The sequence below is a fragment of the Cupriavidus sp. 2TAF22 genome, from assembly GCF_052115045.1.
Taxonomy (GTDB): Bacteria; Pseudomonadota; Gammaproteobacteria; order Burkholderiales; family Burkholderiaceae; genus Cupriavidus.
On record NZ_JBFRFX010000001.1, the window covers coordinates 544,110 to 556,399 of the forward strand.

The following is a 12,290-nucleotide window of genomic DNA, read 5'->3' on the forward strand; positions in this document are numbered from 1 at the left end:
CAGCGCAGGGCTGCGCATGATGATCAGCTCTATCGCGCCACCCGCTGGCGCGTCACAGGAGCCGCATGAGAACTCCAACGCTGGACCGCTTCGTTTCGCGGCTATACATCCTCAAGTTCGTCCAGTCGAGCCCGTCGACGGTACTGACCCTGGTCGAGCGCCTGCGCGACCACGGAGTCGAGAACAATATCCGCTCGCTGCGGCCGATCCTGCGCAGCCTGATGATCGCGCGCGCGATCACGGCGGAACTGGTCGAGGGCAGTGGCCGCGTCTACTGCATCACCGACAGCGGCAAGGACGAGTTGGATAAATACCTCTCCCACCTGGATGTCCTGCAAAGCGATATCGCACAGACGCCATAGTCCCCGGCATCCCCGCGCGCCGGATGACCCGGCGCACGCATCGAAGTGGCTCCCTGGCCCAAAGGCCAAGGCAAGGCAAAGCAAAGCAAAGGCAAAGCAACGGCGAGAAGACCCGCCTGCCGGATCTTCCCGCCGCATGGGCCCTCGCACGAGTCCGCCATTGCGCCCTGGGCGCGCAAGCCTGTCGCCGGCTGCCGTTACTGCGTGACCAGCTCCTGTGCGTTGCCGGTACCCGTGCTCGACTGCGCCACCAGCACCTTGATCTTGTTCGGTACCAGCGCGCCGATGCCGTCGACCGGGATCGTCGTGATGAGCCAGTCGGCATTGTTGCCCAGCGTCAGCGTGCCCGAGTCGAAGATCACGGTCTTGGTGCCGGCGGTGGTGATACGCAGGCGATAGGTGCCGCCGTCGAGATAGAGCGAGTCCTGGCCGGAGGCCGGGTTCGCCGTCTTGTAGCCGATCGCCGCCATCGTCGGCGTGGCCACGGTGAGATCGGCGGCCGGCACGGTAATGTAAATATCGATGTTCTGCGCGTTGAACGAGGCATTCAGGCCGCGCACGCGGGCCTTGTCCGACAGCAGGCCCTTGCCATACGGGTCGTCGATGGTGAGCACGTCGGCAGCGGTGGAGCCGGGCAGCGCGACCACGGTGTACTTGTGGCCGGTGTGGGCATCGACGGTGGCGCTGCCGATCTGCGTTGCGGTGCCGGCCACGTTGAAGGCAAACAGCTGCGCCCCGGTTCCGACGTCGAAATAGTTCGAGACGAACTTGTAGGGCTCGTTGAGGAACGACGTCTTGGTGCCGTTCTGCAGCACGTCGACATTGGGTCCGCCCGGGATGGCATGGATCACGCGCACGGAAGGCTTGCTGATGCCGATGCGGTCATCGATGCCGTCGTCGCCGCCGCCGCCACATGCCGAGAGTACGGCCGCCGCGGCCAGTGCAAGGCCTAATACCAGGCCTGATTTGGAAAGCTTCATGAGTGCCCTCTTCTTGCCGGTGAGTGAATCATCCGGTGGCCGGCGCGTGCCGTCCCGCGACGGGATGGCCATCCTTTGCCACGCTCGTTGTCAGGCTTGCTGCCGCTCGGACCGCGGCCCTGTGAGGGGATGCGCAACGGCGCCTGCCGTAATGCAACGATAGGCAGGGCATGCGGGCCGGCAAATTGACCCGTCTCCGAAACGCGTGTCGGACAATTCCCACAGGACGAATTCTCCACATGCGGCCGGCATCGCGACGACGGCGCGACGACGGCGCGGCGGCAGGCCGGGCCATGCCGCGGCGTGCGGGAGAGCTGGGGAGGGGGAGGTGGAGGGGGAGGGAAAGCGGGAGCGGGCGCGGCCGCCGGCAGCGCCCGGAGCGGTACGCTCAGGCGGTCATCACGGCCTGGTTGCGGCCGTTGCGCTTGGCCTGGTAGAGCCCGGCGTCGGCGATCTCCACCAGGCGGCTGAACGGCGTGTTCTCGTCGGGCACGACGGACGCGCCCCCGATGCTCACCGTCACGCACTGTCCTACCGGCGAGCCACTGTGCGGCACCTGCATGGACTCGATGGCGCGGCGGACCTTCTCGGCCAGCAGGCGGGCGCCGCCGGGCGAGGTGGATGGCAGGATCATGGCGAACTCTTCGCCGCCGAAGCGCGCGGGCAGGTCGGCCGGGCGCGCACAGTTCTCGCGGATCACGCCGGCGACGCGGCGCAGCACCTCGTCGCCGGCCACGTGGCCGTACGTGTCGTTGTAGGCCTTGAAGACGTCCACGTCGATCATCAGCAATGCCAGCTGGCTCTGCTCGCGCCCGGCGCGCCTCCATTCCGCGCCGAGATACTCGTCGAAATAGCGCCGGTTGGACAGCCCGGTGAGCCCGTCGGAGTTGGTCAGCCGCTGCAACTCCAGGTTGGTCTCCAGCAGTTGCTGCTGGCTCTGGCGCAGCGCGCGGTAGGCTTCGTCGCGCTGCTGCAGGTTGAGGTACGAGCGCGAGTGATAGCGGATGCGCGCCACCAGTTCGATGGTGTCGGGCAGCTTGACCAGGTAGTCGTTGGCGCCGGCGGCGAAAGCCGCGCTCTTCATGATCGGCTCTTCCTTGGTGGACAGCACGATGATGGGGATATCGCGCGTGGCGGGGTTGGCGCGGTAGCGGCGCACCAGCGTCAGGCCGTCGATGCCGGGCATCACCAGGTCCTGCAGGATGACCGTGGGGCGCGTGCGCTCGGCCACCGCCACGGCTTCGTCGGGCTTGGAGCAGTAGTGGAAATCGATGTCCTGCTCGGGCTCGAGTTCGCGCCGCACGGCTTCGCCGACCATGGCCTGGTCATCCACCAGCAGCACCATGGCCAGGTATTCCTCGGGGCGCTGACTGTAGTTCTGTTCTGTATCTGTCGACATTGTGTTCCTCGTGCGCTGCGGCCCTGTTCCCTAACCCTGCTTGTTGCCGGGATTGGTGTTGCAGGCCCGTACGATGCGGGCCGCGATCTGCCGCAATGGCAGGATTTCGCCGGCTGCGCCGATGGCGGCGGCAGCCTTGGGCATGCCGTAGACGGCGCTGGTGGCCTGGTCCTGGGCAATGGTCAGGTAGCCACGCTCGCGCATGGCCTTGAGGCCCAGCGCGCCGTCGCGGCCCATGCCGGTGAGCAGCACGCCCACCGCATCGCCGCGCCAGTGCTGGGCCACGCTTTCAAAAAAAACGTCGATCGACGGCCGGTAAAGGTAGTCGCTCGGCTCCTCGGTATAGACCATTTTCGCGGGACTGAGCAGGCGCAGGTGGTCGTTGCTGCCGGCGAGCAGCACGGTGCCGGGCTGGGGCGCCTCGCCTTCGCGGGCCAGCCGCACCGGCAGCGGGCATTGCGCGTCGAGCCAGTCCGCCATGCCGGCGGCAAAGGCTTCGTCCACGTGCTGGACGGCGATCACGGCGGCATTGAAGCCGTCCGGCAGCGCGCCCAGCACCGCGGCCAGTGCGGCCGGGCCCCCGGCCGACGCACCCAGCGCCACCAGCCGTTCGGCGCCGGCCCTGCGCGCAAGCGTCGCGTTCGCGCGCGCGGGCGCGACGCGCCCTTCGATCAGGCGGCCGATATTGCGGATCTTGCGCAGCAGCGGCCCGCTGGCCAGTTGCGAATCCGGCTGCGCCAGCGTGGGTGTGTCGACCGCGTCGATCGCGCCGTGGCCCATGGCATCGAACACCTGGCTGGCGTTGCGGCCCAGGTCCATGGTCACCACCACGATGGCGCATGGCGTGGCGGCCATGATGCGGCGGGTGGCCTCGACGCCGTCGATCCCCGGCATCAGCAGGTCCATCAGGATCAGGTCCGGCGTGCGTGCGGCGGCCATGCGCACGGCGCTCTCGCCGTCCTCGGCCACCCACGCCACTTCCAGTTCGGGATCCAGTGCGATGACACGTCGCAGCGCCACCACGGCCAGCTGCGAGTCGTTGACGATGCCGATCTTCATGCGCGCGCCTCTCCGATCAGGTCCTGTACCGCATCGAGCAACGCGGCATCCTGGAAGCTTCCCTTGGCCAGATAGTAGTCCGCGCCGGCCTCCAGGCCGCGCTGGCGATCCTGCTCCCTGTCCTTGTACGAGACCACCATCACCGGCACCTGCTGCAGGCGCGGCTCGCGCTTGATGCGCGTGACCAGCTCGATGCCGTCCATGCGCGGCATGTCGATGTCGGTGATGACCAGGTCGAAGGATTCCGCGCGCAGCACGTTCCAGGCGTCCATGCCGTCCACCGCCACGGTGACATCGTAGCCTCGGTTGGCCAGCAGCTTGCGCTCCAGTTCACGCACCGTGAGCGAATCGTCCACCACCAGCACGCGCTTGCGCCGTACCGGGGCGGCTACGGCGCCGCCGCGGCGGATGCGGTCGATCTTGCCTTCGGACAGCAGTTTCTCCACCGACCGGATCATGTCTTCCACGTCGAAGATCAGCACCGGCGTGCCGTCCTCGGTGATGCTGCCGGCGGCAATATCCTTGATCTTCCCGAGGCAGGCCGCCAGCGGCTGGACCACCAGGATACGCTCTCCCAGCAGGCGGTCCACCGCCACGCCGTATGTGCGCTCGTGATCGCCCAGCACCACCACCGGCACGGTGTCCTCGTCGCGCCGGGCCTCCGGTCGCTGCAACACCTGGGCCGTGCTGACCAGGCCCACCTGGCGATTGCCGAAGCGGAAGTGCTGGCGGTTCTGCAATTGCTCGATGTCGCGGCGCTCGAGGTGGAGGGCCTGCATCACGTAGGCCAGCGGGAAGGCATAGGCTTCGCCCGACACCTCCACCAGCAACGCGCGCACCACCGACAGCGTGAGCGGCAGCTCGAGGTGGAACTGCATGCCGCGCCCGCTTTCCTGCACCAGGCGGATGCTGCCGCGCACCTGGCGGATCATGTCCTGCACGGCATCGAGCCCGACCCCGCGCCCGGATACTTCGCTCACGGTCTCGCGCATGCTGAAGCCGGGCAGCAGCAGGAAGTCGAGCAACTCCGCCTGCGACAGCCGGGCGACGGTTTCCTCGGGCGCCAGATTGCGCCGCACGATGGCGCGGCGCAGGGCATCCAGGTCCACGCCGGCGCCGTCGTCGGAGATCACGATGACCAGCCGCCCGGCGTTGTGGCGCGCATTGAGCGTGATGCGGCCTTCGACGGGCTTGCCGGCGGCGCGGCGCACGTCGGGCATCTCGATGCCGTGGTCCACCGCATTGCGCAGCAGGTGCGCCAGCGGGGCCTCGAGCTGTTCGAGGATGTCGCGATCGACCTTGGTGCTCTCGCCGATCAGCTCGAGGTGCACCGCCTTGCCAAGCGCGCGGCCGAGGTCGCGCACCATGCGGGAGTAGCCGGCGAGGCCGTCGGCCAGCGGCCGCATGCGGCTTGCCAGCGCGCGGTCGTAGAGCTGGCGCGACAGGCGGCCGGTGCGGTGGTCGTATTGTTCGAGGTCGCTGACGCGCTGCGAGAGCTGCCGGTGGCTTTCGGCAAGCAGGTGCTGCGCGTCGGCCAGCCGGGCCTGGGCGGCGCCTTCGGCTGCGTTGCCGCCCTGGCCGCCGGCCAGCGCCGCCTGCAGGGCGTCCAGCGCCTGCAGCGCGCGCATCTGCAGGCGCCGGGTCTGCTGCAGGGCGTTGCCGAAGGGCTTGAGCCAGTTGGCCTCGATCATCGCCGCGCCGGACAATGCCAGCAACTGGTCTAGCGTGTCGGCGCTCACGCGCAGCATGCGCTCCTGGGTCTCCGGCAGCGCGCCGGCCTCGCCGGCCGGGTCGGCGGGCCGGACGTGGGCGGGCAAGATGCCGGGGGGCGCATCGGCGGGCCTGTCCATGGGCGCATCGGCCGGCGGCACGGCCGGCGCGTCCGCGCTGGCGGCCGTTGTCACCGGCATGGCTTCGGCCGTGGCTTGCGCCGGCGCCGCGGGCGGCTCGGCCGCGCTGGCGGCCTGCTCCGGCATCGTCTGTTGCAGGACGTGCGCGCTTGCCCACGGCGCGGCGTCGACCGCCTTGCCGGCCAGCAGCGCCTCCAGGCGCGCCACCAGTGCATCGATCTCGGCCTTGCCGGCGTGATCGGCCCAGCCGAGATCGCCGCCGGGCGGGCTGCCCAGGCGCAGCAGCAGGTCGGTGCCGTGCAGCAGGGCATCGATATGCACGGGCCGCAACAGCAGTTCGTCGTGCTGGGCCGCGACCAGGCAGTCTTCCATCACATGGGCCACGCGCACGCCGCCGTCGAGGCCGACGATGCGCGCCGCGCCCTTGAGCGAATGGGCGGCGCGCATGCACGCCTCGAGCTGCTCGCTGGCGGCGGGATTGCGCTCCAGCGCGAGCAGGCCGGCATTGAGGACATCCGCCTGCGATTGCGCTTCGAGCGCGAACAGTTCGAGCAGGGAGGCGTCGCGCAACTGGTCGGGATTCATGCCAGGCTCCGCGTCAGGGCTTGCTGCAGCGAGGCCGCGTCGAGCAGCCCCACGGTGCGCCCGCCGCTTTGCAGCAGCGCGCGGGCATAGCGCGAGGACGTGCGCGACAACGTGGTCGGCAGCGGCTGCAGGGCGGATTCGGCAATGCGCTCGATGCCGGCAATCTCCTCGACCGGCAGCGCGAAGGCGTTGCGGCCCTGGCCCAGCACCAGCAGGCGTGCGCCATGTCCTGCGCTGCTGGTCGTGTCGTGCGCCGCGTCGAACGCAGCATCGCTGCGCGCGCCGGCGCCCTGGGCGGGCGCGGGCGAGTCCTGCCCGAGCAGGCGTGCCAGCGAGATGCACACCAGCAGGTTGCCGCGCACGCTGACCAGGCCCAGCACCGCGGCGTGCCGCCGGTGCGGCAGCGAGTGCAGGGGGCAGGGCGCGGTGACCTCGGCCAGCGCCTCGGCCGGCAGCGCCAGCCACTCCTCGCCGATGCGGAACACCAGGCAGGAAACGGCCGGGCCCTGCGCGGCGGTGCCGGCCCGGGCGGCATCGGCCGCGGGCAGGCTCACCTCGCCCGTGGGCAGGTTGTCGAGCAGCGTCAGCGCGGCGCGCGAGTAGGTCGGGCAGTTGCGGCAGTGGATATGCGTGGGCAGCAGCGGGCAGCTGCCGTCGCCCAGTACGCCGATGCGGCGCCAGCAGTCGTCGACGACGACGCCATGCGTGCCGTGGCTGGCGCCGGGGTGGGATGTCGCGAGCGGTGCGGGCTCAGCCATGGCGGGTCGGTTGATTGCGCTGGGCGCGGTTTCTCAGGCGGGCCGCGGCCGCGCCGTCGCCTTGCGCCTCGAGGATGGCAGCCATATGGTAAAGCGCCTCCTGGTGGCCCGGGTCGAGGTATAGCGCGCGGCGATAGGCCTCGCGTGCGTCGGCGGGGCGGCCGGTGGCATCGTACAGCACGCCCAGCAGGCAGTAGCCGGCGGCCGACGGCGCCTGCGCATCGAGGTATGCCTCGCACGACGCGATGGCCGCGGCCAGGTCGCCGCGATCTGCCAGCCGCGAGATCTTCGCCAGCGGGTCGGCGCTGCCCGGCGCCTTGGTGGCGGGCGCCGGCCGCGGCTGGGCCGCCCGCTCGGGGGCCGGCGTCAGCGAGGCCTGGTAGGTGCGGAAGGACGGCGCCGGAGGCGGCGCATGCGGCAGGCGGGGCGCCGGGGCGGCATGGACTGCGCCACCGTCCGAGGGTTCATTGGGCGGGGCCGCCTGGCGCGGGGCGCGCCGCGTGAACGCAAAGGCGAGCGGCACGCCGGCCGAGACAAAGCCGTGCCGTGTCAGCAGGCTGGCTTCGGCCGGCCCCACGAAGAGCGTGGCGTCGGGCCGGCTCACCCGCTCCAGCACACGCAGCGAGCGCTGCTGCGTGGGCGCATCGAAATAGATCAGCAGGTTGCGGCAGAACACGAAATGGTAAGGCGCCTCGCCCGCCATCAGCATGGGGTCCAGCAGGTTGCCGCGCAGTAGCCGCACCTTGGCGCGCACATTGGCGTTGAGCGCATAGCCGCCCGGCGCGGCGGTGAAATGCCGGTCGCGGAAATCCAGCGGGCTGCCGCGGAACGAATTGCTGCCGTAGTGGCCGATACGCGCGCGCTCCAGGGCGCGCGCGCTGATATCGATGGCGTCGACCTGGAAACGGTTCTCGGGCACCCCGGCATCGAGCAGCGCCATGACGATCGAATACGGTTCCTCGCCCGTGGAGCAGGGCACGCTGAGGATGCGCAGCGGGCCCTCGCCGTCATGCAGGCGTGCGCCGCCGAACACGCGCATGGCGGCGAAGCGGCCAAGCGCCAGCAGCGCCTCGCGGTGGCGGAAGAACCAGGTTTCCGGCACCACCACGGCCTCGATCAGGGCCTGCAGCTCTTCCGGGTGCGAGTGCAGCAGGTTCCAGTAGGCATCGTGGTCGGGCACCGCGGCCGTCGCCAGGCGCTCGCGCACCGCGCGCTCGATCATGCCGGCGCCCACCGTGCAGGCGTCCAGGCCGATGCGCTCCTTGAGCAGCGCTTCGATATGGCTGGCCGTGGTCATGGTGCCGCGAGGCCGGGGAACAGGCGGGCGTGCACCTCGTCGGGCAGCAGCGCGTCGACCTTGACCCACTGCACCAGTCCCTGCGCGCCGCCGCGCACCGGGCCCAGGTAGCGCGCCGGCGCGGAGTCCACGCCACTGTCGGTGAACTCGCCGGGGGCGCAGCGCAAGGTTTCGGTGGCGTATTCCAGGCGCAGCCCGAGCAGGCGCGCCGGCGCATCCGCGCCACGGCGGTAGTGCACAAGGACCGTGCGCGTACTGGTGCGGTGGGCGACGGGCGTGCCGGTGGCCAGTGCGTTGACGTCGATGACCGGCACCACCTCGCCGCCGCGCGCCAGCAGCCCGCTCACCCAGGGCGGCGCCTCGGGCAGTTGCTTGAGCGTGGTCAGCGGCAGCACTTCCTCGATCTCGCTGGCGTCGAGCGCGTAGTGGTCAGGGCCGATGCGGAACAGCAGGAAGAGCTTCATGGGAAGTGGTCCGGGCCCGCAAGGCTCAGACCTTGAAGCGGGACACGCCGGTGCGCAGGTCGTTGGCGACCAGCGTCAGCTCGTCGATGGCCTGGCTGGACTGGCGCAGCGATTCCACCGTCTGCTGGGCCGCCTCGGAGAGCTGCATCAGCGCCTGGTTGATCTGCTCCGCGCCGCCAGCCTGGGCCTGCATGCCCTCGTTGACCATCTGCACGCGCGGCGCCAGCGACTGCACCTGGCCGATGATCTGGGACAGCTGGTCGCCCACCTGGGTCACCTCGGACATGCCGCGCCGCACTTCCTCGGCGAACTTGTCCATGCCCATCACCCCGGCGGCCACCGCCGACTGGATCTCCCGCACCATCTGCTCGATGTCGTACGTGGCGACCGCGGTCTGGTCGGCCAGGCGGCGGATCTCGGTGGCCACCACCGAGAAGCCGCGACCGTACTCGCCGGCTTTCTCGGCCTCGATCGCCGCGTTGAGCGAGAGCAGGTTGGTCTGGTCCGCCACCTTGGCGATGGTGGTGACCACCTGGTTGATATTGCCGGCCTTCTCGTTCAGGGTGGCCAGCTTGGCGTTGACCGAGCCGGCGGCTTCCATCACATGGTGCATGGTGGTTTCCATGCGCGACAGGCCGACCTGGCCGGTGCCGGCCAGTCCGGCGGTCTGCTCGGCGGCGCTCGACACCTCGATCATGGTGCGCACCAGGTCGCGCGAGGTGGCGGAGATCTCGCGCGAGGTGGCGCCGATCTCGGTGGTGGTGGCCGCCGTCTCGGTCGCGGTGGCCTGCTGCTGGCGGGCGGTGGCCGCGATCTCGTTGACCGAGGTGGTGACCTGGATGGCCGAGCGCTGGGCCTGGCCGACCAGCCCGGTCAGCTCGCCGGTCATCTGGTTGAAGCCTTGCTCGACCTCGAGGAATTCGTCCTGGCGTTCAAGCGACAGGCGCTGGCGCAGGTCGCCGCCGCGCATGCCGGACAGCAGTGTCACGATCGAGCGCATCGGCACGGTGATGGAGCGGAACAGCAGGTAGCCGGCCACCAGCGATCCCAGCAAGGCAGCGATCAGCGAGACTTCGATACTGATCTTGGCGGTCTCTACGGCGTTGCTGATGCTGGTGGCGCCGGTTTCCGACACCTTGTTGTTGTCTTCCAGCAGGGCCTGCAGGGCCGCGCGGCCGTCATCCCAAACGGCATGGATCGGGCCGCGCAGCCGGGCCTCCATGGCGCCGGCCTCGGCGCTGCCGGCGGCGAACACCATGGCCGAGACTTCGTCATAGTTGCGGCGAAGTTCCTTGTATTTCTCGAAGCGCTGGCGGTCGTCCGGGCGGACGATCGAGTCGGCGTATTTATGCTCGAGCGTATCCAGCCGCTTGCGCAGGGCTGTGTTGGCCTCGGCATAGGTGCGGCGCTCCGCGTCGCTGCCCGCGGTAATGCTCTGCCAGGCCAGCACGTAGGTTTCACCCCATGCGCCGCGCATCGCGGTGCTGTAGTAGAGTCCGGGCAGCGAATCGTCGCGTAACGCGACGGTGTGGGATTCAATCGTCGACAGCCGGCCGTAGGCGACCACGAAGGTCAGCAATATGACAGCCAGGATCATGGCAAAGCTTGCCAGGATGCGCGTGCGGATGGTCCAGAGGGTCGCGGTGCGGTTGCCCATTCGATGTTCTTGTATTTTCTTGCAGGAAGGGTGGCGGGCGGCGTCCGGACGCGGTGAACCTGGCACGGCGACGCCATGAGCGGCGGGTCCGCAGGCGGAGACTGGCGCCCCGGGGTGCCCGCCCGCCTTATAGCGGCGTAGGGTACTGGAAGGTTTCTGTCATTTCAATGGCGCGGGCGCGGGCTAGCGTTTTGTGATTATGTTATTTGCCGTCCCGCAACATATCGCAATATCATGGTTTGACGCGGCTTGATTTTTTCCTGGTTTTAGTCACACTTGCCAAATTGACAGATCGGATCGATGTCGACAATCACAAACAGGGCAGGGATGGTGGCTAGGTCAGAGGCGAAGGCCGGCGCCTCGCCGAACGCGGACCTCGACCCGCTGACCGGCGTTGCTTCGCGCCAGGCATTCTTGAGTATGCTGGAAGGCCGCCTGCGCACGGAGGCTGCCCCGCGCTGCGCGCTATTGCTGCTCGGCATCGACGATTTCCGGGCCTTCAACGATATGCACGGCCATGCCGAAGGCGACGAGATCCTGCGCCGGGTGGCCCGTCGCCTGCGCGACGCCTCGCCGCGCGATGCCGTGCTCGGGCGGATCGGCGGCGACGAGTTCGCCGTGCTGCTGCCCTCCATCGCCGATCCCACCCTGGTGCGCCACGTCAGCGCCGCCATCCTGTCGCTGCAGTCCGAGCCGCACGAGTACGGCAGCCGGCGCCATCATGTGCTGGCAAGCCTGGGCGCCTGCGTCATGCCCGCCGGCGGCGACAATGCCTCCGACGCGCTGGCTTCGGCCAGCCTGGCACTGGGCCGGGCCAAGCGTGACGGCGGCCGTACCATCCGCTTCTTCAAGCCGCAGATGCGCACCGACGTGACGACCCGCCTGTCGCTGGTGCAGGCGCTGCGCGACGCCTACGCGCAACGCCAGTTCGAATTGCTCTACCAGCCGCAGATCGACCTGAGCGACGGCCGCGTGGTCGGTGCCGAGGCGCTCATGCGCTGGCGCCATCCCACCCAGGGCCTGCTCACGCCGGCGAGCTTCATCGACGCACTGGCCGCCAGCAGCGTGGCGGCCGACGTGGGCGTGTGGCTGCTCCATACCGCCTGCGCGCAGGCGCGCATGTGGTCGCTGGCGTTTCCCGACGCGCCGCGCGTGGCCATCAACCTGTTCGCCGCGCAGCTCAGCGAAAGCCGGCTGCTGACCGAGGTGCGCCACGTGCTGCGCGAACTGGCGCTGGCGCCCGAGCGGCTGGAGCTGGAAATCACCGAGACCATCGCCCTGCAGCAGGGCGACGACTTCTCCGGCCAGCTGCAGACCCTGCGCCGCGACGGCGTGACCCTGACCTGCGACGACTTCGGCACCGGCTATGCATCGCTGAGCTTCCTCAAGACCTTCCCGGTCGACCGCATCAAGATCGACCAGTCCTTTATCCGCAACGTCACGCAGAGCCCGGTCGATGCCGCCATCGTGCGCGCCATGGTCAACGTGGGCGGCAGCCTGGGCATCGGCGTGGTGGCGGAGGGCGTGGAGACCGCCGAGCAGCGCGATTTCCTCATCGAGAACGGCTGCCACGAGGTGCAGGGCTACCTCTATGGCCGGCCCATGTCGGCGGACAAGTTCACCGAATTCCTGCAGGCGCGCTGAGCCGGCACCGCCGCTCCGGACCCCGGGCGACCATCGGCGTCCTGGTGTCCCCGAAGGCCCGCACCCTGGCCGCGCCGGCGTTGCGCGCCCGTCGCACGCCCGTCGCAGGCCCGTCGCACTCCACCCGCTTCCCGTAATTTGTTTCCGGCTTTGTCCGGATCCTGCGCGCTTGGCCGCGGCCAGACGGCGACAACCGCGCGGGGCCGGGCCGTGCGGGCGGCGCGCAGCCCGGCCG

10 protein-coding genes are annotated in these 12,290 nt (G+C 69.6%); 2 read left to right on the forward strand and 8 right to left on the reverse strand.

Annotation, left to right across the window (positions count from 1 at the left end; all coding sequences use genetic code 11):
- Positions 1–65 precede the first annotated feature (65 nt).
- The gene (locus tag AB4Z48_RS02440; protein ID WP_441612243.1) at positions 66–362 is read left to right on the forward strand and encodes a transcriptional regulator; all 297 of its coding nucleotides are present in this window, start codon (positions 66–68) and stop codon (positions 360–362) included.
- A gap of 197 nt (positions 363–559) precedes the next feature.
- Here the strand turns inward: AB4Z48_RS02440 and AB4Z48_RS02445 are convergent, their stop codons facing one another.
- From AB4Z48_RS02445 to AB4Z48_RS02480, 8 genes are all read right to left on the reverse strand, one after another.
- Positions 560–1,342: a DUF4397 domain-containing protein gene (locus tag AB4Z48_RS02445; RefSeq protein WP_441612244.1), complete on the reverse strand. Its 783-nt coding sequence runs from the start codon at positions 1,340–1,342 to the stop codon at positions 560–562.
- Positions 1,343–1,730: 388 nt separating this feature from the next.
- Positions 1,731–2,741, reverse strand: coding sequence for a diguanylate cyclase (locus AB4Z48_RS02450; protein ID WP_441612245.1), 1,011 nt, complete (start codon positions 2,739–2,741; stop codon positions 1,731–1,733).
- Positions 2,742–2,771: 30 nt separating this feature from the next.
- Positions 2,772–3,800, reverse strand: coding sequence for a chemotaxis response regulator protein-glutamate methylesterase (locus tag AB4Z48_RS02455; RefSeq protein ID WP_441612246.1), 1,029 nt, complete (start codon positions 3,798–3,800; stop codon positions 2,772–2,774).
- Complete coding sequence (locus tag AB4Z48_RS02460) at positions 3,797–6,235, reverse strand: hybrid sensor histidine kinase/response regulator (RefSeq protein ID WP_441612247.1); 2,439 nt, start codon at positions 6,233–6,235, stop codon at positions 3,797–3,799. Before AB4Z48_RS02460 ends, AB4Z48_RS02455 begins: the two co-directional genes overlap by 4 nt.
- A complete protein-coding gene (locus AB4Z48_RS02465) occupies positions 6,232–6,993 on the reverse strand; it encodes a chemotaxis protein CheW (protein WP_441612248.1) in 762 nt (253 codons plus the stop codon). Before AB4Z48_RS02465 ends, AB4Z48_RS02460 begins: the two co-directional genes overlap by 4 nt.
- Entirely contained in the window at positions 6,986–8,290 is a 1,305-nt protein-coding gene (locus tag AB4Z48_RS02470; RefSeq protein WP_441612249.1) for a CheR family methyltransferase, read from the reverse strand. Before AB4Z48_RS02470 ends, AB4Z48_RS02465 begins: the two co-directional genes overlap by 8 nt.
- On the reverse strand, positions 8,287–8,754 hold the full coding sequence (locus tag AB4Z48_RS02475) for a chemotaxis protein CheW (protein WP_441612250.1): 468 nt from the start codon (positions 8,752–8,754) through the stop codon (positions 8,287–8,289). The genes AB4Z48_RS02470 and AB4Z48_RS02475 overlap by 4 nt, the downstream gene beginning before the upstream one ends.
- Before the next feature lie 25 nt (positions 8,755–8,779).
- Entirely contained in the window at positions 8,780–10,411 is a 1,632-nt protein-coding gene (locus tag AB4Z48_RS02480) for a methyl-accepting chemotaxis protein (RefSeq protein WP_441612251.1), read from the reverse strand.
- A 327-nt stretch (positions 10,412–10,738) separates the two neighbouring features.
- Between AB4Z48_RS02480 and AB4Z48_RS02485 the strand changes: the two genes are divergently transcribed.
- Complete coding sequence (locus AB4Z48_RS02485; protein ID WP_441612252.1) at positions 10,739–12,055, forward strand: putative bifunctional diguanylate cyclase/phosphodiesterase; 1,317 nt, start codon at positions 10,739–10,741, stop codon at positions 12,053–12,055.
- Positions 12,056–12,290: the final 235 nt, after the last annotated feature.